The organism is Polaromonas sp. LjRoot131 (assembly GCF_964252805.1).
Classification (GTDB): Bacteria; Pseudomonadota; Gammaproteobacteria; order Burkholderiales; family Burkholderiaceae_C; genus Polaromonas.
On the sequence record NZ_CAXUPF020000004.1, the window covers coordinates 18,623 to 36,471 of the forward strand.

21 protein-coding genes are annotated in these 17,849 nt (G+C 62.0%); 1 reads left to right on the forward strand and 20 read right to left on the reverse strand.

Annotation, left to right across the window (positions count from 1 at the left end):
- Positions 1–5: 5 nt before the first annotated feature.
- A complete protein-coding gene (gene dctP / locus ACSQ27_RS17575; RefSeq protein WP_436156785.1) occupies positions 6–1,007 on the reverse strand; it encodes a TRAP transporter substrate-binding protein DctP in 1,002 nt (333 codons plus the stop codon).
- A 62-nt stretch (positions 1,008–1,069) separates the two neighbouring features.
- Complete coding sequence (locus tag ACSQ27_RS17580) at positions 1,070–1,516, reverse strand: type II 3-dehydroquinate dehydratase (RefSeq protein WP_436156786.1); 447 nt, start codon at positions 1,514–1,516, stop codon at positions 1,070–1,072.
- A gap of 94 nt (positions 1,517–1,610) precedes the next feature.
- Here ACSQ27_RS17580 and ACSQ27_RS17585 point away from each other — a divergent pair, with 94 nt between their 5' ends.
- The gene (locus ACSQ27_RS17585) at positions 1,611–2,405 is read left to right on the forward strand and encodes an IclR family transcriptional regulator (RefSeq protein ID WP_436156787.1); all 795 of its coding nucleotides are present in this window, start codon (positions 1,611–1,613) and stop codon (positions 2,403–2,405) included.
- Positions 2,406–2,524: 119 nt separating this feature from the next.
- On the opposite strand, the gene ACSQ27_RS17590 is transcribed toward ACSQ27_RS17585, so the two are convergent.
- From ACSQ27_RS17590 to ACSQ27_RS17675, 18 genes are all read right to left on the reverse strand, one after another.
- A complete protein-coding gene (locus ACSQ27_RS17590) occupies positions 2,525–2,938 on the reverse strand; it encodes a hypothetical protein (protein ID WP_436156788.1) in 414 nt (137 codons plus the stop codon).
- A 100-nt stretch (positions 2,939–3,038) separates the two neighbouring features.
- Entirely contained in the window at positions 3,039–3,554 is a 516-nt protein-coding gene (locus ACSQ27_RS17595; protein ID WP_436156789.1) for a hypothetical protein, read from the reverse strand.
- A 79-nt stretch (positions 3,555–3,633) separates the two neighbouring features.
- Complete coding sequence (locus ACSQ27_RS17600; protein WP_436156790.1) at positions 3,634–4,257, reverse strand: DMP19 family protein; 624 nt, start codon at positions 4,255–4,257, stop codon at positions 3,634–3,636.
- Between the two features lie 134 nt (positions 4,258–4,391).
- On the reverse strand, positions 4,392–5,075 hold the full coding sequence (locus ACSQ27_RS17605) for a hypothetical protein (RefSeq protein ID WP_436156791.1): 684 nt from the start codon (positions 5,073–5,075) through the stop codon (positions 4,392–4,394).
- Between the two features lie 56 nt (positions 5,076–5,131).
- Positions 5,132–5,377 (reverse strand): hypothetical protein, encoded by a 246-nt coding sequence (locus tag ACSQ27_RS17610; protein ID WP_436156792.1) that lies wholly within the window; start codon positions 5,375–5,377, stop codon positions 5,132–5,134.
- 396 nt (positions 5,378–5,773) lie between these two features.
- A complete protein-coding gene (locus tag ACSQ27_RS17615) occupies positions 5,774–6,490 on the reverse strand; it encodes a DUF1266 domain-containing protein (RefSeq protein ID WP_436156793.1) in 717 nt (238 codons plus the stop codon).
- A 260-nt stretch (positions 6,491–6,750) separates the two neighbouring features.
- Positions 6,751–7,215: a hypothetical protein gene (locus ACSQ27_RS17620; protein ID WP_436156794.1), complete on the reverse strand. Its 465-nt coding sequence runs from the start codon at positions 7,213–7,215 to the stop codon at positions 6,751–6,753.
- Positions 7,212–7,775: a hypothetical protein gene (locus ACSQ27_RS17625; RefSeq protein WP_436156795.1), complete on the reverse strand. Its 564-nt coding sequence runs from the start codon at positions 7,773–7,775 to the stop codon at positions 7,212–7,214. The genes ACSQ27_RS17620 and ACSQ27_RS17625 overlap by 4 nt, the downstream gene beginning before the upstream one ends.
- A gap of 53 nt (positions 7,776–7,828) precedes the next feature.
- Positions 7,829–8,413 (reverse strand): immunity 22 family protein, encoded by a 585-nt coding sequence (locus ACSQ27_RS17630; RefSeq protein ID WP_436156796.1) that lies wholly within the window; start codon positions 8,411–8,413, stop codon positions 7,829–7,831.
- 86 nt (positions 8,414–8,499) lie between these two features.
- Positions 8,500–9,141: a DUF2625 domain-containing protein gene (locus tag ACSQ27_RS17635; protein ID WP_436156797.1), complete on the reverse strand. Its 642-nt coding sequence runs from the start codon at positions 9,139–9,141 to the stop codon at positions 8,500–8,502.
- Positions 9,142–9,662: 521 nt separating this feature from the next.
- On the reverse strand, positions 9,663–10,019 hold the full coding sequence (locus ACSQ27_RS17640) for a hypothetical protein (RefSeq protein ID WP_436156798.1): 357 nt from the start codon (positions 10,017–10,019) through the stop codon (positions 9,663–9,665).
- A 28-nt stretch (positions 10,020–10,047) separates the two neighbouring features.
- Positions 10,048–10,485, reverse strand: coding sequence for an SMI1/KNR4 family protein (locus ACSQ27_RS17645; RefSeq protein ID WP_436156799.1), 438 nt, complete (start codon positions 10,483–10,485; stop codon positions 10,048–10,050).
- 196 nt (positions 10,486–10,681) lie between these two features.
- Positions 10,682–12,148 (reverse strand): xylulokinase, encoded by a 1,467-nt coding sequence (gene xylB, locus ACSQ27_RS17650; protein ID WP_436156800.1) that lies wholly within the window; start codon positions 12,146–12,148, stop codon positions 10,682–10,684.
- A gap of 3 nt (positions 12,149–12,151) precedes the next feature.
- Complete coding sequence (locus tag ACSQ27_RS17655) at positions 12,152–13,303, reverse strand: Gfo/Idh/MocA family protein (protein ID WP_436156801.1); 1,152 nt, start codon at positions 13,301–13,303, stop codon at positions 12,152–12,154.
- Positions 13,300–14,325 (reverse strand): sugar phosphate isomerase/epimerase family protein, encoded by a 1,026-nt coding sequence (locus tag ACSQ27_RS17660; protein WP_436156802.1) that lies wholly within the window; start codon positions 14,323–14,325, stop codon positions 13,300–13,302. The genes ACSQ27_RS17655 and ACSQ27_RS17660 overlap by 4 nt, the downstream gene beginning before the upstream one ends.
- Before the next feature lie 7 nt (positions 14,326–14,332).
- Entirely contained in the window at positions 14,333–15,295 is a 963-nt protein-coding gene (locus tag ACSQ27_RS17665; protein ID WP_436156803.1) for an ABC transporter substrate-binding protein, read from the reverse strand.
- A 55-nt stretch (positions 15,296–15,350) separates the two neighbouring features.
- Positions 15,351–16,340: an ABC transporter permease gene (locus tag ACSQ27_RS17670; RefSeq protein ID WP_436157252.1), complete on the reverse strand. Its 990-nt coding sequence runs from the start codon at positions 16,338–16,340 to the stop codon at positions 15,351–15,353.
- A 4-nt stretch (positions 16,341–16,344) separates the two neighbouring features.
- Positions 16,345–17,829 (reverse strand): sugar ABC transporter ATP-binding protein, encoded by a 1,485-nt coding sequence (locus tag ACSQ27_RS17675; RefSeq protein ID WP_436156804.1) that lies wholly within the window; start codon positions 17,827–17,829, stop codon positions 16,345–16,347.
- Positions 17,830–17,849: the final 20 nt, after the last annotated feature.

The window sequence follows — 17,849 nt, forward strand, 5'->3', positions numbered from 1 at the left end:
GCGGCTCACTTCATGGCGTTGATCTGCGCCAGCAGGCCGGCCGGCCAGGCCTTGGCTTCGTCGGACGCCAGGTAGACCTTCTGCGCATGCTCGCGAAAGGCGGCGATGTTGGGCACGTAGACATCGAGCCCGCCCTTGCGAAAGCTCTCGGCCAGCTCGGCCTCGCGCTTCTGGTGCTCGGCCGTGCTCCAGGCGATGGCCTTGTCGGCCGCAGCCTGGAAAGCGCGCTGCTTGGCCGGCGACATGCCGGCCCAGGTCTTCAGGTTGACCGTGAGCACGTCAAAGCCCACCAGGTGCGAGGTCAGCACCAGCTGGCCCATCACCTCGTTGAACTTCATGTTCTGCACATTGGGCAGCGGATTGTCCTGGCCGTCGATGGCGCCGGTCTGCAGGCCGGTATAGGTCTCCGCGTAGGCCATGGGCGTGGGGTTGGCGCCGAGTGAACGGCCCAGCAGCTGCCAGGCGTCGCCGGGGGGCATGCGCAGCTTCACACCGGCCAGGTCGGCGGGCGTGTTGATCTTCTTCTTGCCCTTCAGGCCCACGTGGCGCGTGCCGAAGAAAGTCGGGCCGAGGATTTTCACCTTCAGCTGGTCTTCCACCATCTTTTTCATCTGCGCGCCCTGCTCGCTGGCGAAAAAGGTGTTGAGGTGGTTGGCGTCGCGGAACAGGTAGGCCGAGGTCAGGATGGACCAGGCCGGCACCTGCTTGGAGATGTCCTGCGGCGCGATGTTGCCCATCTCCAGGTTGTCGCGCTGCAGCGCGACCAGCTCGGTCCCCTGGCGGAACAGCGTGGAGTTCAGGTGCATCTCGACCTTGAAGTCGGCGGCGACTTCTTTGGCGAACTGGTTCATCATCTCGGCACGGATGTCCTTGTCGGAGAACACCGCGGCGAAGCGGATGGTGGTGGGGGCCTGGGCCCAGGCCGGCAGGGCGGTGGCGGCGGCCAGCGCGGCGCCCGCGCCAAGCAGCGTGCGCCGGGCGATGGGGCCTTGGATGAATGGGTTCATGTTTGTCTCCTTTGATGTATTGAATGAAATGACGCGGAATTTTCAGGTAAGGCCATCGGGCGCTAGGTGCCGGCCAGGCGCTGCGCGAGCGCCCGCAGCGCCAGCTCGTAGCCAAACGGGCCGAAGCCGCAGATGACGCCCATGGCTGCCAGCGAGACCAGCGAGTTCTGGTACAGCGCATCGCGCCGGTGGATGTTGGTGACGTGCACTTCGGCAATCGGCTGGTCCAGCGTCTTGAGCGCGTCCAGCACCGGGATGGAACGAAACGACAGCCCGGCCGGGTTGATCACGAGGGCAGCCGCCTTCTCGCGCGCTTCCTGCACCCAGTCCACCATCACGCCCTCATGGTTGGTCTGGCGAAACTCGCAGCTGAAGCCCAGCTCGTCCGCGACACGGCGGCACAGCTGTTCCACCTGGGCCAGCGTGGTGTTGCCATAAAGATGCGGCTCCCTGACACCCAGCAGGTTGAGGTTGGGGCCGTTCAAAACGTAGATCACTTTCGCTTGCATTGCATTCCTGGTAGGGCGCTTTCATGGCGCGACCCGATTCTTGCCCCGCTGTGCCACAATCTTTCCAGACTGGAAACCCTTTCCATATGACGATATGAGCAACGCCCTTGACCGTGGTTTCACCGTGCTGGAGCACCTGGCGCACTACCCGCAGGGCTCGCCGCTGTCGCTGATCGCGACCGAGCTGGACATTCCGCTGAGCGCCTGCCATCGCGTGCTGGCGGACCTGCAGCGCCTGGGTTATGTACGCCAGGCCCGCAAGCAGGGCGAGTACATGCTCACGACCAAGGTGGTGTCGCTGGGGCTGGGCTTTCTGAGCAGCGCCGGCATCGTCAACATCGCCGAGCCGCTGCTGGAACGGCTGGCGCAGACATCCGGCGAACTGGTGCGCCTGTCCATCGTCGACGAGGACCGCCTCACCTTTGTGGCCAAGGCGCAGGGCCAGCGGCAGTCGGGCCTGCGCTACGACCCGGACATGGGCATGGACGTGCGCCTGTCATGCACCTCGTCCGGGCACGCCTGGCTGATGACGCTGAGCGATGAACGCGCGCTGGAGCTCGTCAGCAAGCAGGGCTTCGGCACACCGGCGGAATACGGGCCGAAGGCGCCCACCACGCTCAAGGCGCTGCTCGGCTTCCTGCACGCCGCGCGCGTGCGCGGCTACGCGATGATCGACGAAGTGTTTGCGCCGGGCATGTCGGCCATGGCCGTGCCGGTGATCCACCGCAAGGCCGCCATCGGCGTCATCAGCATCGCGGGGCCACGCACCCGCCTCACCAGCGAGCGCATGCATGAACTGGCGCCGGCGCTGCAGGCGGCGAGCGCGGAGCTGGGGCCTATCAGCAACGCCTCAACCTTGTTTGGAAAGCCGCCGCTGGGCAAGGGCTGAGCGGGAACCGCAAGCCGGCGCAGCCAAAGCGGCAAGCCAGATGGGGTCGAAAGAAAATCCACGCTTGCTTTAAAAGAACAGGGCCTTTGCGCCCCACGCCCCTCGTTGTCCCAGACCAGTCAGTCGTCAAATCCTTCATCCCTGGCGACTTGAATCATTCGTTCCATTTCATGGATATCAGAAATCATGGCTGATGCCAATTCAGCCGCGGAAACGGCCTTCTCCAGGTTTTTAAAATGGATGTAGCAGGTGTCGCCTTCCGAATCAAATTCCGGGTCGTCACCCTCAACATCAAAACCATTTTTGAACAGCAGTGATTTAACCAGCGCCTCTACCCCATAGCCATTCAAGTAGTAATCACCTAGGTACTGATCCCCCATGCTTTGCCCCTGGCCATGCTTTTCATGAAGCCATTTCCAGTCACTGAAAGACAATCGGACATCCTGATACTCGGTATCGAGGGCATTCACCAGCACAAAGGGTGCAAAGCTGAGTTCGTCAACACCTTCGTCATTGAATTTTGGGGATTTCATAAATTCCTTTCTAAATCATCAACCTTGAGGACGCGCAGTGAAATTCGCATAGGCCAATTCACGAGACCGAACGCCATTTGCTCGCGCATCTGCGTTCCCTTCACCGGCGACTCCAACCATCTGGAAACCAGAACCCTGATGCCTGGCACGCTCTCTTGCTGAGCACCACACCCGATGACGTGATCCCAACAGGCCTGAGATCGCTGTAGGCCAGGTAGCTCCCATCGCCTATCGACAGAACGGGATGAGCAACCGTGAGAGACAAGCCGCGAATTACGAAGATGCCAATTCCAAGGACAACAAGAGCCACCAGCCGGAGCCGACGAAGTCCGGACCCGGCCACAACCGCTCGATTCAGGAATCGAACCAAAGGGTATGCCGCGGCACTTATCAACAAAAGATTGAGTGCAAGCACATGCGGCATGAACAGAAATTCCAGAGACGAGGCATGGCTGGCCACCGCGTACGGAAAAGGAAAGCCTGCAGCCGGATAGGCTGGGCCATCCGACGGATGCATGCAATACGGATAGGACCACTCAATCGTGGCGAGAAAATCAAGCCATGCGGCCAGAACCAACACTGCCAAGGCCTGCGCGAGACGCTGATTCTTTGCCATGTGACGCTCAGCTATTTCCACAAGATTTAGCTCTTTCTGCGCGATAAAACGTCGAGACTCCCCATACGTTGCCAGCCACCTATCCCTCGTAGTAGTGCAAAGCCGCCAGTCTTGGTATCTCGTCTCCCGCCTCCCAAAACTCGGGATCCAGCTTGCCGCCAATTTCGTGCTGTTCTTCCTTGGTCAGGAGATTCCAGATATCGTCATACGACTTGAGCTCAGGGTGATCCTTGGGCCTTTCCAATATTTCTCGCTGGCGTGCCACGATTGCATAGGTGGCATCGGCCCCGATAGCCTGTAGCGCCGACAAGGCGATGCGACAGTTCGCTTCGCCCCAGTTGCAGAAAAACTGCATGAACCCCCCGTTGTATCCATCCGCTTCAAGTCGCCACAAAGCAACAATCTCTTGCGAGCGAGGTGGAAGCTCATCCAGCTTGAAGCCTTTGGCCTTTGCCTCGTCGTTGGCCTGCTTGCACAGCTCCTCCCAAAGCAGCCAACGCGCGTCAAGCGTTACCTGGTCACCCAGGTGAGGCCAAGACACCAGGCCATCGTCCAGCAGTTTCCATTCAAGTCTCTGCTGGGGACTTGCCTTTAGCAGGTCCGGATTGCGCGAAAGCTTCTCGTGAAGAATCCGGCCATCGCCCAGCGTCAGGCCGACATGAGTCTCGGTGAAATCAATGCTGCTGATGGATAGCGTTCTCATCGTGGGTGTTCCAGGTGTCTGACGGTTTTGACTTAGTCAGCGCAGTCGGGTGTTTGTTTGGAGAGCTGGGTCAAGGTTTGCCAGCTGGCAACGCACCTAACGTTCAAAAGTTGCTGGTCAAATATCACGAGCACCTACAAGTATTTGCCAAAGTACTTCGTGACAAGGCTTTCGTTGACCCCGTCTCTTCCTGTCCAGAAACGCACGGGGTAAGCCCACTCGCGCTTGTAAAACTCCCCCGGCTGCCTAGAGTTGGCATCGTCGGAGGTGACAAACCCACCTGAATAATGGTCATGGTCCCGAGGGCAGAGGATGCCGGCGTAGCCGAAAGTCTCCAGAAGTTTCATTCGTTCAAGCTTGTTGCCTGGTAGTTTTCCCTGCAAACTTTTGATCATGTCTGCCAGCTGGGCTTCTGCCGGAAGCGACCTGAGCGAGGCAAAGATATCACGCAGCATCTGTAAATCCTTGGGGCCCGGTTTGTCAATATGTCGACGCTCGAAGCTGGACAAGTCGTAGGCCGAATACTGAATGCTGGTGTGGTGGGTTTGACTCGGATAGTTCAGTACACGTTCTTCGGTCTCTACTCGCTTGGTCTCCTGGCTCAGGCCGCAGTAAAAGCAGCCAAGCTTGGAGAACTGTTCAGAGCTTCTGAATTCATGGGCCACAAAGTTTTGAAGCACGACGTAGCTCCCAAACGCAGAGCGCGCCGGCAGATTACGCGTTGACAGGCTGCCAACGAAGGCTTGCGCAATCGCATCCGGGTCTGTGTTCGCGACTGCCTGCGCTGCCTGCGCGACTAATTCGAGGTGTGTGGGCATGAAAGTAAGTTTTGGCCTAACAGGCTGTGAAAGAAACCGGGTCCCACGCACGGGACTCACACTCCATTCACCAGCGACACCCCGTCCACCGGCTTGAGCATCCATTTCGCAAGGTCCGCCCCCAAGCCCTGAATCACTGCATCCATTGCGCTGCACTCGGTGGTGTCCGCCTTGATATTGGAATGCTGAATGTGCATCTGGCGCATGCCTTTGAAGTGCACAGCCGGCAGTCCCGGCCGTTCGAGCGCAGCATGGATGAGCACGATCGTGGGCCCGCCGGCGCTGACGGTCACGATGTCCATGATTTCGATCTTCAGCAAAGGGGCCGCCGCTCTGCCGGCACCCGACGCGGGAAGCACAACTTCATGCCGCGCTTTCAACCGGTCTTGCACAGCTTGACGCAATGGGTCAGGCACACCGCACGCATCATCCGACTCGGACATCTGGCGACCCCGGTAATGCCCGTACACGACGGGCGGCAGTGCCACCGTGTTGGTGGCAACAGGCGCGGGTGGCGTTTGCTCCGGCGGCTGGGGATTGTGCGAACCGCAAGCAGCCAGAATTGAACTCACCGCTATCGCGATGCAAGTATTGCGCACGAATTGCCTTACTGTCGTTGACTGACGGGGAGTTGGACAAGAAGCGGGATATGCACCGACGCTCCTTCTAAGTTCCGGCGCCAAGTCAGGCAAGCTGTTTTATTTGTACGAATACTTCAAATAAATATCGGTATTCTCATCGCCTCGTGTTTTCCCATTCAGGATGTACTTGGCCATTGAACCAATATCTTCCAGGTCAAATCCGTGAATGGTTCTGCCCAAGAGGAACGAAACCGTATAGTCTTCCCAATTTTTGCCGAGCGTGCTGGCGATATCTGCGGCTTTGTGGATGAACTCCCAGGTTTCCTGTTCCGTGAGATAGCCCGCCCAATAGCACCACCTGGCCAGTGACACCGCCCTCATGGTGTCCCAGCCAAAAGTCGACCGCGTCGCTTCCACGGACGCCAGGGAAATTCCCAGTTCCTTTGAAATCTCTTTTTGAGCGGCCTTGACCTGCTCTGGGGAGCCTGCGACAAATGCATCAATGTCTTTGCTTTTGGTGAGATTGAGCAGGTTTTCGAGCGCCTCTTTGGCGTCGCTGGAATTCTCAATTTCCCATTGATTCTTGAGCCCGGCAATGTAGGTGTTCAAGTTATCTTCTGGAAGAATGGTCAGGATTTTTTCGAAGCGGTTGCTAAACAGGATTCCGCCAAATGCCAAAGCTCTTTTTTGTTTTTCATCCAGTGGGTTGCCGGAGTGCTTTGACTTGAATTCGTCGAGCTGGCGTGCTTTTTTTCGCTTCATATAGACAAAAAGCACCGCAAAGTACGCAGCAAATACACATGCGACTAAAACAACGATGGACATCGTAGACATGACATTCCCCCCAGAAATTATTATTGATGAGAGGCCACGCATGAACAGTCATGCGTGGCCTGCGTGAAAAAACCGCCCATAGTCCAGCGTGACGCTGACACGAGCCTTGCTAAAACAATGAAGCAACGAAGTGGCTAGTAACTTTGTGTGTCCAAGGTCAGGCATCCTCGGCGTACACGACGGCAGCAAGAGCAAAGACCCAGTTCACGCTGCACGCGTGCTCTGCTGCCTGCGCCAGTTCGGCACCGGTGCTGCGGCGATCACACCGAGCCGAGATGAAGCACCACCTCGGAAGGGACCTGGCCATCGACCCGTTCGAAAGCAGGGCAGGCATCAATGTGGGCCCGAAATGCAGGCAGGCCAGACGGCGTAGCGCACCATTCATTGCCGCTTCCCAGGGCCTGGAGTTCTGCCGCAGGAGGGAAACGAAAAGTCAGGGACAGCTGAAGGATGCCCTCGTCATCATCTTCATCCTCATCGCCACCACCCGGCATAAGCTGGCGAGTGATGTTGAGCTCAAAGTGCGTCGAGCCGCCCCAGCTATAGGTGCCCCATTGAAAGAGCAGCATGTCTCCGTCTTCCTCGAGGTCGCATCCATCGCATCGTTCGGCGGCGTAGAAGGCCAGCATGGCCTCCACACCTTCGGAGGCTGTGAGTGCCGCCGCAGGGCGGCCGCCAAGCAAGAGGCGCTGCTCAAATGCCGCGAGTGAGGTGGCCGGTGTCATAAGGCGCCCTCCGTGACCGTTGGAAACGGAACGCCTTTGATCTCGGCAAGAAAGCCATGTTTCGGCTCAAAGTTACCCACGTAGGTCAGGGCAATCTTGCCTTCCCAGGTGATATCGAACAGCTCCGTACCCTCCACACGGGAAAAGGCAATTGTGTGATCCACCACGGAATCATGTCCGAGCAGATAGACATGAAATGCGCGAGCTTCGTAGTCTTCCGTCAGGTCATAGGGAGGCCCGTCCACGTGGAGACTAAGTCCGTCGACAGTCCCAGGCGCGAACTGTGCGAGGGAGCCGCCTCGAAAGCCGCCCCGATGCCACTGGTCGGAGGAGACGGTGCAACTGCCGTAGTTGCACCAGACCCCCGGCGCCTCCCAAGCCGAAGGATGGTCCTCGTCCTCCTCTTCCTCGATGTCTCTTTCGGCGTCGTAATTCTCGGTTTCCAGATGGAAGTGAAACCAGACGTCGCCACCCCTGCGCTCGGCGGACCACCGAAACTGCTTGAGGGCATGGCCTTCAGGCCACGGGTTGTCCAGGAACGTAATCCGGCCTGATGTCATAGGGCGTAAACCTCCTTGTCGCTACAGATTATTCTCATTAACCGATAAGGGTCTTAGGCGTCGCGGTCCTTGAACAAACCAAGATAAACCAAGCCGTTGTATAGCTTGTCGGGGTCTCGAACCAGCTGCGTCGGGTCCGCGTATGACATGGCCGCGTTGGCTGAAACAATGCCTCGTTTCTCACAGGCTTCCAGGATGCTTTCTGCAGCGGCACGGGTACTCAAGGGCACTTCTTTCACCAACGTCTGCACCGAAACCGCGCTTGCAAAGTACTGGTGGTACATCAGGTCGCCGTCGTACAGGTATTGAGTGTCCAGATCAATACAAAATCCGCACCCTGTTGCACTGGGACTGAGCGCATCTCTATCCTCCTCATCCCAGTAATCATCAGCATGCGAGAAGTAGCGGTTGAATTCTTCCAGGGATTGAGCCGTCGTGCCAATCCATACATGTGTTGATGAGAACGGGGCCGGTGGAGGAGGAAAGAATTCACGAACCCAATCAAAAATCAGCCGGGGTTCGAGTCCATACCTGGCCGCAACTTCAGGGTAGCCACCCTGAGGCGTAGCGCAGTACGCCTCCGTGACTACTTTTCGTTTGAATTCATCCGGGTGATGTTCTTCCGTGGTACTGCTCATAGGAATAGAGGTCTAGTGTTTGAGATGAGAGGCATGACCCGCCTTTCCGGACGGCGCCCTCGCGATGGAAGGGTTGGGCCTCCGGTTCATTGCGCCTGGCCGAAGCCCTCAATACTGAGCGCGTACAGATCCGCAACACTGACCGGTTTGCGGGAGCTGGATTCAGCAGTCCCTTCTGCGGTCCAGAGGGGTGGGTAAAAGCTGAAACACTGGCCGCCATCTACCTTTTGCATGTCGGCTTCCCAGTTGCTCCACCGCAATCCTTCGTAGAACGCAGTCAGTCTATCGCTGAGCGCCCAGCAGAAAAAATCCGTATACCCGAGACCCAGCGACTCCCACTTCAAGGTGTCGGGTGCCCAGTAGTACACCGAGCCGGGATCGTCTCCCAGGTTGCCCCCGTTGACCGCAAAGAAGCCGCCGGCCACGTCATCGGCGACCAACAGATAACCGGATGAGCGCCCAGCGTTCCATTCAGCGATGTCTCGTGGAAGCCGGGGATGGCCAGACCCGAGAATGCGCAGCCAGCCCTTGTCGACCAGGATGCCGCCAGTCTCATAGGCTATCGCACCCATCGGCGAGCGAGTTGTCACCTGGAGGTTGACGAGAACTTCGCCGTTGCGCTCTGAAGGCGGGAGAAGCTCGACCGGCCTGCTGCTTTCAGCGAGCCATTGCCGAACCAGCGGAATTGCCGGGTCGTCGTGATTTGTCAGTTCTTCGAGCGTACGCATGGAGGCCTAAGGTAAAAAGTAAAAGGTAAAAGGTAAAAAAGGGGTCCTCTGGGCTCACAAATGAAGCCAACCTAGAACCTGACCGAAAACCACCATGGGAACCCTGCAAGCAAGACTTTGGTGAAGTCCAAACCAATTGCACGCGAACCAGCCAAACGGCATGAGGAGTAGCAGCACGATGAAAGCGCTGGTCAAATAGCTCAGAGGCCTTCTCCTTCGGATCTGGATGATGAGGTCAACCAGAAACGCGCCCAGCATGACCAAGGTGATGAACCCAAGAAGAACGGCAATCCCCAGGCCAGTGTCCCCGTGGCGCTCTTGTGTGCGCGCATACTCAAACGCGCTTCGTGCGTAAAGGTGCAGAAGGAACAATGGCGTCATAAACGCCATGAGCCGAATGACCGGCGGTAATACGTGATTTCTCATTGAGGCCTGACACCTGAGTTAGCCGCGCCGCCAAGCGGTTCCGGCATGAATGAATCGCCGGCCCAGCTACGGCCATCGGTTTGTAGGCTCATAGACTACCCAGTATTCTTCAGAGCTTGCTCCAGGCGCTCCACGTACCGCTCGGCCCAACCTTGAAGCATCTCATCCTCGTCTTCGCTGTTGAATATGCGGATGACTTCGGTGAAGAGTTCATTGCGCAAGGGGCTGCCCTCATCGACGTAGAGCCCGACAACTTGAATGGCTTCAACCCGCGCCAGGTCAAACTCCAGGGGTTCCCGGAGCACGTCAAGTAGCAGCTGGGAAACATCGTCCTGGTTCGCGTCCGAATCAAGCGCCCGAATGATTTCGCATTTGCGATGGTTCAAGCCTGAATCCGGCAAGTGATCGGTGGCCCAGGGCATGGCCCGATATTCGGCAACAAGCTCATTCATCGGTAAATCCTGAAGGTAAGGTATTCAGTTACCACTCTACAAACCCTTTCTGAAGCAAGACCTCAAAAGAAGCCGCCAGGACTTCACGTTCATCACTGTCATGGTAGAGAACCACGACTTCGCCAGCGGGGTTGATGATGACGGGATCGCCGGTACCGGTGAGAGAGATCACATAGCTCTTGTTCAACTCAACAGCCCGTTCATCTCCGGCGTAGCTCTCTCTGGCGCCTAGCGTTAACTCGACAAGCGTTTCCTTGCCAAGGGAACTTCCATTGGAGAAGGCGTGAATGTTCATTCCCGCATAAGCGCCGCCAAAACGCTTGATGAAGTCCTTGTAGTCAGCGTGAAGCGTGACATTGAGTTTTTCTTCCGCGGCTTTGATCTCCTCGTCGCGGGCGGGTTTCCCTCGCAGGGTTTCGTGCTTTTCGAGGAAAAGCGCCAACCGCTGCATCAACGCGTCATTCATGTGCGCTTGTGATTAAAGACTTGTTGTTCATTCCGAGTTTCTTCCAGCCCGATAAAGCCGGGACCCGAGCCGGCGGACCGATTCTAGGCTGACAGTGTGACCGCCACCTCCGCACGATGAACGTGAATGTTCACGTATCGGTCAATCGCTTTTTTGAGAAGGGTTCGAAAAAAAGCACTCAATCAAGCGCCGCGCTCTAACCGTACAAGGGCGCAACACCGGCGTACAGCGACGCGAAACGCGCCGCGCGCTCTCTCCATCGTGCCTGCTCGGCGGGCCGGGGCGCAAAACTGTCCAATGCCGCGGGCGCCTTGAGGACGTCCTGCGCGTCGGCCTTGTCCGCGCAAAGCCAGGCCAGCCGGGCCGCGCCCAGGGCGGGGCCCACCGCGGAGTCCTCGCGCCGTATCACTTCCAGCCCCGTGGCGTCGGCCAGCATCTGGGCCCAGTAAGCGCTGCGCGAGCCGCCGCCGATCAGGCTGACCTGCGCTAGCCCGGCGCCGGTCGCCTGCAAGGCCGCGATGCCCTGGGCCAGCCCATGGCACACGCCTTCCAGCGTGGCATTGACCAGGTCGGCACGCGAGGTGCCGGCATTCAGGCCGAAGAACACGGCCTGCGCGTGGGGGTTGTTGTGCGGTGTGCGTTCCCCGTTCAGGTAGGGCAAGAACAGCGGCGTGGACGACCGCAAGCCGCGCGCCTCGGCCTCGGCCAGCAGCCGTTCCACGTCGGGTTCGCCGACCAACGAAGCGGTGAAATCCAGGCATGAAGCCGCCGACAGCATGACCGACATCAGGTGCCAGGTCTGTGGCAAGGCATGGCAGAAGCTGTGCACGGCCTGCGCGGGGTTGGAGACGAATTCACGCGTGGCGACGAACACCACGCCCGAAGTGCCCAGCGACAGCATCGCGTCGCCAGCGCGGAACACGCCGGCACCGAGCGCGCCGGCGGCGTTGTCGCTCGCTCCGGCGGCCACCGGGATGGGGCGCAAGCCCCAGCGCTGCGCGAGGTCAACGCGCAGCATGCCCGTGGCCTCGGGGCCTTCGTGCAGCGTTGGCATATGCTCGCGCGACAGACCGCAGGCGGCCAGCAGTTCGTCGCTCCAGTCGCGCCTGGCAACGTCAAGCCACAGCGTGCCGGCCGCATCCGACATGTCGCTGGCGTATTCGCCGGTCATGCGCCAGCGCAGCCAGTCCTTGGGCAAGAGCACGCGGCGCACGCGCTCGAACACCGCCGGCTCATGGCGCGCCACCCACAAGAGTTTGGGCGCGGTGAAGCCGGGCATCATCATGTTGCCGGTGATCTGCCGCGAGCGGGGCACCTGGCTTTCCAGCATCTCGCATTCCGCGGCGGAACGCCCGTCGTTCCAGAGCATGCAGGGCCGCAGCACCTTGTCCTGCGCATCGAGCAGGGTTGCACCGTGCATCTGGCCGGTCAGGCCGATGCACGCCACGTCGCCGGGGCTGTGCCCCGCCGCCACCAGGCCGGCCAGCGCTTCCCGGACGGCGCCATCACAAGCTTGCCACCAGGCGCCCGGGTCCTGCTCACGCCACAGCGGCTGCGGCTGGTCGACCGCCAGCGGCGCCGTGCCGACGGCCAGCACCTGGTGCCGGCGGTCCAGCACGACAGCCTTGACGCTGGAGGTCCCGAGATCGATGCCGAGGAACATGCGTCAGCGCATCGGCGTCCACTTGGCCTGGCTGCCGGCGGACTCCACCACTTTTTCGATGAAGCGCACGCCGCGTGCACCATCGGCCAGGCGGGGATAGTCGGCATCCAGCGGATCCGGCGTTTGGCCGGCCTGCAGCGCGCGGATATGCGCGGCCACGCCGAGGTAGACGTTCGCGAAGGCTTCGAGGAAGGCCTCGGGATGGCCGGTCGGCAGGCGCGTGGCGCGGCGCGCGGCCTCGCCCAGCCAGGGCGAGCCGCGGGTCAGCACGCGCGCGGGCCCGTCGATGGGCGAGTGAATAAGCCGGTTCGGCTCTTCCTGGTGCCAGGTCAGCGTGCCTTGCGTGCCGAACACCCGCAGGCGCAGGTCGTTCTCGCACCCCACTTCGATCTGCGAGGCGATGAGCACGCCCCGGGCGCCGTTGCTGAAGCGCAGCAGCGCATTGCCGTCGTCGTCCAGCCGGCGGCCGGGCACAAAGGCGGTCAGGTCGGCGCAGAGGCTGTCCAGCTCCAGCCCGGTGACGGTCGCCACCAGGTTCTCGGCGTGCGAGCCGATGTCGCCGATGGCGCCGGCCAGGCCGCTGCGTGCGGGGTCGGTGCGCCAGTCGGCCTGCTTCTGGCCGGTCGCTTCGAGGTTCGTGGCAAGCCAGCCCTGGTTGTATTCGACGATGACCTTGCGCACTTCGCCGATCGCGCCCTTGGCCACCAGCTCGCGGGCTTCACGCACCATGGGATAGCCGGTGTAGTTGTAGGTCACCCCGAAGACGCAGCCGCTGCGCTGCACGGCGCGCTCCAGCGCCTGGGCCTCTTCGCTGCTGTGCACCAGCGGCTTGTCGCAGACCACGTGGATGCCGGCCTCGGCGAAGGCCAGCGCCACCGGGAAGTGCACGTGGTTGGGCGTGACGATGGAGACGAAGTCGATGCGCTCCTGCGCCGGCCGCTTGAGCTCGTCGGCCAGCAGGTCCTGCCAGCGGCCGTGGTTGCGGTCCGCGCGCAGGCCGAGCTCCTCGCCGGACGCGCGGGCGCGCCCCGCGTCGGACGACAGCGCGCCGGCCACCAGTTCCATCTGCCCGTCCAGCGCCATGGCCTTGCGATGCACGGCGCCGATGAAAGCGCCCTGCCCGCCGCCCACCATGGCATAACGCAGCTTTTTCATGACCCTGCCATCCCGCCTTGCTTGGCCTTGTCGAAGACCGCGTCGAAGGCGCCGGCCGCCGGCTTGAAGTCCAGCCGTTTGGAATAGGCCGCGCTCTCGGTGGCGCCGTGCACCCGGTCCATGCGGCTGTCCTCCCATTCCACGCTCAGCGGCCCGGCATAGCCGATGTCGTTCAAGGCCACGATGATGGATTCGAAGTCGATCATGCCGCGGCCCACGCTGCGGAAGTCCCAGTGGCGGCGCGCATCGCCGAAGCTGGTGTGGCCGCCGAACACGCCGACGGTGCCGTCGCCTTTGCCCCACCACACGTCTTTCATGTGCACGTGGTAGATGCGGTCATGGAAGGTGCGCAAAAACTTCACGTAGTCCACCCCCTGGTAGCCCAGGTGGCTGGGATCGAAATTGAAGCCGAAGCGCTTGTGGCCCGCCACGGCTTCGACGGCGCGTTGCGCCGAGGCGGTGTCGAAAGCGATCTCGGTGGGGTGGACCTCCAGGGCGAAGTTCACGCCCACGGACTCGAAGGTGTCCAGGATGGGCTTCCAGCGTTGCGCGAAGTCGCGAAAGCCTTGCTCCCAGTACTCTTGCGAGGTCGGCGGAAAGGCGTACAGCGAATGCCAGACCGACGAGCCCGTGAAGCCGGTGACGACCTTCACGCCCAGCCCGGCGGCCGCGCGGGCAGTGTCCTGCATCTCGCGCGCGGCGCGCTGGCGCACCCCTTCCGGATCGCCGTCGCCCCAAACGTGCGCGGGCAGGATGGCCTTGTGGCGTTCATCGATCAGGTCGCACACGGCCTGGCCCACCAGGTGGCTGCCGATGGCGAAACAGCGCAGGCCGTGCTTTTCCAGCAGCGCGCGCTTGTCCTTCGCATAGCTTTCGCTTGCCAGCGCTTCCTGCACGTTGAAATGGTCGCCCCAACAGGCCAGCTCGAGCCCGTCATAGCCCATGCCGCGCGCCAGGGGTGCTAGTTCGACCAGCGGCAGGTCGGCCCACTGTCCGGTAAAAAGTGTGACGGGTCTGGCCATGGCTGCCTCAGAACGGGGAGTCGGGGAAATAGTATTGCTTGGCGTTGTCCCTGGTCACCAGCACCGAGGGGATGATGGTGGAGGCCGGCAGCTTCTCGCCCTTGACGCGCGCGGCCGCGGTGAGTTTCATCGCGTCGGCGATCATGCTGGGCGAGTAGGTGACGTCGGCCGTCACGATTTTGTCGCCGTCCATCACCTTCTTGATGTAGTCCTTGGAGCCTGCGCCTCCCAGCACCAGCTTGACGTCGCTGCGCTTGGCCTGCTCAATGGCCTTCTGCACGCCGACGGCCATGTCGTCGTCGGAAGCCCAGACGGCGTCGATCTGCTTGAAGCGCGTCAGAAAGTCCTGCATCACCTTGAAGGCGTCGTCGCGGTTCCAGTTGCCGTGCTTGGCGTCCAGCACCTTGATGCCCGGCTGGTTCTTCATCACGGCCATGAACGCGTCCACGCGCTGGTTGTCGATGACCGTCGGGATGCCGCGCAGCACGACGACGTTACCCTTGCCGCCCAGTGCCTTGGCAAGGTATTCGCCCGACACCTTGCCGAAGCCGGGGTTGTCGCCCGCGACGTAGGCGTCCTGGGCGCCGGGGTCGGTCAGGCCGCGGTCGACCACCGTCACGTACACGCCCTTGCCTTTGACCTGGGCCACGGGCTGCGTCAGCGGGGCCGACTCAAAGGGCAGGATGACCAGCGTGTCGATCTTGTTGGCCGTTTGCAGGTCCTGGACCTGGTTGGCCTGCTCCGCGGCGGAGCCGGCGGTCTTGACGGTGACCTTGAGACCGGGGTATTGCTTTTCCAGCTCCGTCTTGGTGCGGTTGGCCCAGTACACCACGCCGCCCGTCCAGCCGTGGGTGGCGGCCGGGATGGACACGCCGATGTGCGGTTTGTTCTGCGCCAGCGCCGCCGGCGCGGTGCCGAACAAGGCCAGGACGGCGGCGCCTGCCGCCAGTAGTTGGGTGATCGGTTTCATGGTTTGTCTCCTCTTTGGGTTGGCTGAAAAACGGCAGTGCCGGTGGTGAAACTCATCATTTGCGCCCGCGCTGGAAGAACGCCACCGCAATGATCACGAAGCCCTGTACCGCGGCGTTCAGGTACACGCTGATGATGCTGGTGAGGTTCAGGATGTTGCTGATCACCGAAAGCAGCACCGCGCCGATCACGGTGCCGGTGATGCTGCCGGCGCCGCCCTTGAGCGCCGTGCCGCCGACGATCACCGCCGCGATCGCCTCGAGTTCCCAGAGCAGGCCCGTGGCCGGCGAGGCCGACCCCAGGCGCGGCACGTAGAGCACGGTGGCGACGCCCACGCAGATCCCCAACAACATGTAGGTGAGCACCTTCACGCGGTCCACGTCCACGGCCGCGTAGCGGGCCACCTGTTCGTTGGAGCCTATGGCCTGCACGTAGCGGCCGTAGGCGGTCCGGTTCAGGATCAGGCCGCCCAGCAGCGCGACGACGATGAATACCCATACCGGCACCGGCACGCCCAGCCAGCTGCCGTAGTACACCGGTCCGTAGGCGCTGGCCAGCGTGCCGTCCAGCGTGATCGCGCCGCCGTTGGAAAAGTAGGTCAGGTAGGCGCGGAAGATGCCCAGCGTGCCCAGGGTCACGATGAAGGGCTCGATGCGTCCCTTGGTGATCAGCAGGCCATGGGCCAGGCCGAACAGCGCACCCAGCGCGATGGCGCAGGCCATGCCGGCCAGGATGGCGGCCAGCGGCGGCCAGCCGGCGCCCGCGGCGGCGTTCATCAGCAGGATGATGGTGCCCGCGATCAATGCCGCCATCGAGCCCACGGAAAGGTCGATGCCGCCGGAAATGATCACGAAGCACATGCCCACGGCGATGATGCCGATAAAGGCCGTGCGCGTGAGGACATTCATGACATTGTCCAGGCTGGCGAAGTTCTCATTCAGCATGGCGCCGAGCAGGCACACCAGGACCAGGCCCGCCAGCGGGCCGCCGCTGCGCAGGCCGGTCCATCGGCGCGCGGTCATCGGTGCAGCCGGTGCGCCGGCCATGGGCTTAGTGGGTTCCAGTTGCATGGGCAATCAGCAATTCTTCGGTGAGCTGGTCCTGCGGCAGCTCGGCCGCCAGCCTGCCCTGGCGCATGACGATGACGCGGTGGCACAGGCCGATGAGCTCCAGCAGCTCGGACGAGACGATGACCACGGCGCGGCCCTCGGCGGCCAGGCGCTGGATCAGGAAATAGATGTCGCGCTTGGCGCCCACGTCCACGCCGCGGGTGGGCTCGTCAAGGACCACGACTTCCGGCTGCGGCTGCAGCACGCGCGCGAGCGCCAGTTTTTGCTGGTTGCCGCCAGACAGCGCCGAGGCCGGCACACCGGCCGACGCGCGGATGCCGAAGGCTTCGCTGGCCTGCTTCAGGGCCGCGCGCTCCGCCGCGGGGTTTAACCAGGGCCGGGCGTAATGCTCCAGCGCCATCAGCGTGAGGTTCTCCGCCAGGCCCATGCGCAGGTGCAGGCCGCGGCCCTTGCGGTCTTCGCTCAGGTAGGTCAGCCCCATGCGCGCGGCCGAGCGCGGGCTGCGCCGCGTCCACGGGCGGCCCGTGATCTCCACCGCCGCGCAGCTCGACGGGCGCAGGCCCAGCAAGCCCTCGAACAACTCGGTTCGCCCGGCGCCGACCAACCCGGCGAAACCCAGGATCTCGCCGGAGCGCACCTGGAAGCTCACGTCCTGCGCCCAGCCGGGCACCTGCAGGCCTTCAACCTTGAGCAGCACGGGTGTGCCGTCCGGCACGGGCTGCCGCGGGGGGAACAGGTCGCTGAGTTCACGGCCCACCATGAGGCTGGCCATCTGGTGCCGGCTCACACTGCCCGTGAGGCGCTGCGCCACCAGGCGGCCGTCGCGCATGACCAGCACTTCGTCGGTGATGCGCTCGACTTCATCGAGCTTGTGCGAGATGTACAGCACGGTGGCGCCCCGGTCGCGCAATTGCGCGATCAGGCCGAACAGGCGCTCGGTTTCCGACGGCGTGAGCGTGGCGGTGGGTTCGTCCATCACCAGCACGCGGGCATTGCGGCTCAGCGCCTTGGCGATCTCCACCAGCTGCTTCTCGGCCACGATCAGGTCGCGCACACGCCGGCCGGGGCTGCAGCTGAGCCCCACCGAGCGCATGGCCGCCTCGGCGCGGCGCGCCATCTCCGCCTCGTCCAGAAAACCATGGCGTATCAACTCGTGCCCGAGGAAGATGTTCTGGGCGATGGTCAGGTCGTCGGCGAGGTTGAACTCCTGGTGGATCATCACGATGCCTTCGGCTTCGGCATCGCGCGGGCCGCGAAAACTCACGGCCTGGCCGGCGATCTCCACCGAACCCTCGCTGGCCTGTTCGTAGCCGGCCAGTATCTTCATCAGCGTGGACTTTCCGGCGCCGTTCTCACCCAGCACGCCGTACACGCGGCCGGGCGCGAAGGCGAAGCTCACGCCGTGCAGCACCTGCACGGGACCGAAGCGCTTTGTCACCTGCTGAAAGCCGACGGCCGGGTTCATGCTGGGCGCTCCTGCCGGTA

Excerpts from the sequence above, each read along its gene's own strand:
- ACSQ27_RS17665 (WP_436156803.1), bottom strand. The coding sequence starts at position 15,295 with ATGAAACCGATCACCCAACTACTGGCGGCAGGCGCCGCCGTCCTGGCC.
- ACSQ27_RS17600 (WP_436156790.1), bottom strand. The coding sequence starts at position 4,257 with ATGAGAACGCTATCCATCAGCAGCATTGATTTCACCGAGACTCATGTC.
- dctP (WP_436156785.1), bottom strand. The coding sequence starts at position 1,007 with ATGAACCCATTCATCCAAGGCCCCATCGCCCGGCGCACGCTGCTTGGC.
- ACSQ27_RS17640 (WP_436156798.1), bottom strand. The coding sequence starts at position 10,019 with ATGAATGAGCTTGTTGCCGAATATCGGGCCATGCCCTGGGCCACCGAT.
- ACSQ27_RS17580 (WP_436156786.1), bottom strand. The coding sequence starts at position 1,516 with ATGCAAGCGAAAGTGATCTACGTTTTGAACGGCCCCAACCTCAACCTG.
- ACSQ27_RS17635 (WP_436156797.1), bottom strand. The coding sequence starts at position 9,141 with ATGCGTACGCTCGAAGAACTGACAAATCACGACGACCCGGCAATTCCG.
- ACSQ27_RS17605 (WP_436156791.1), bottom strand. The coding sequence starts at position 5,075 with ATGCCCACACACCTCGAATTAGTCGCGCAGGCAGCGCAGGCAGTCGCG.
- ACSQ27_RS17675 (WP_436156804.1), bottom strand. The coding sequence starts at position 17,829 with ATGAACCCGGCCGTCGGCTTTCAGCAGGTGACAAAGCGCTTCGGTCCC.
- ACSQ27_RS17610 (WP_436156792.1), bottom strand. The coding sequence starts at position 5,377 with ATGGACATCGTGACCGTCAGCGCCGGCGGGCCCACGATCGTGCTCATC.
- ACSQ27_RS17595 (WP_436156789.1), bottom strand. The coding sequence starts at position 3,554 with ATGGCAAAGAATCAGCGTCTCGCGCAGGCCTTGGCAGTGTTGGTTCTG.
- ACSQ27_RS17625 (WP_436156795.1), bottom strand. The coding sequence starts at position 7,775 with ATGACATCAGGCCGGATTACGTTCCTGGACAACCCGTGGCCTGAAGGC.
- ACSQ27_RS17655 (WP_436156801.1), bottom strand. The coding sequence starts at position 13,303 with ATGAAAAAGCTGCGTTATGCCATGGTGGGCGGCGGGCAGGGCGCTTTC.
- ACSQ27_RS17660 (WP_436156802.1), bottom strand. The coding sequence starts at position 14,325 with ATGGCCAGACCCGTCACACTTTTTACCGGACAGTGGGCCGACCTGCCG.
- xylB (WP_436156800.1), bottom strand. The coding sequence starts at position 12,148 with ATGTTCCTCGGCATCGATCTCGGGACCTCCAGCGTCAAGGCTGTCGTG.
- ACSQ27_RS17585 (WP_436156787.1), top strand. The coding sequence starts at position 1,611 with ATGAGCAACGCCCTTGACCGTGGTTTCACCGTGCTGGAGCACCTGGCG.
- ACSQ27_RS17620 (WP_436156794.1), bottom strand. The coding sequence starts at position 7,215 with ATGACACCGGCCACCTCACTCGCGGCATTTGAGCAGCGCCTCTTGCTT.
- ACSQ27_RS17670 (WP_436157252.1), bottom strand. The coding sequence starts at position 16,340 with ATGGCCGGCGCACCGGCTGCACCGATGACCGCGCGCCGATGGACCGGC.
- ACSQ27_RS17645 (WP_436156799.1), bottom strand. The coding sequence starts at position 10,485 with ATGAATGACGCGTTGATGCAGCGGTTGGCGCTTTTCCTCGAAAAGCAC.
- ACSQ27_RS17630 (WP_436156796.1), bottom strand. The coding sequence starts at position 8,413 with ATGAGCAGTACCACGGAAGAACATCACCCGGATGAATTCAAACGAAAA.
- ACSQ27_RS17615 (WP_436156793.1), bottom strand. The coding sequence starts at position 6,490 with ATGTCTACGATGTCCATCGTTGTTTTAGTCGCATGTGTATTTGCTGCG.
- ACSQ27_RS17590 (WP_436156788.1), bottom strand. The coding sequence starts at position 2,938 with ATGAAATCCCCAAAATTCAATGACGAAGGTGTTGACGAACTCAGCTTT.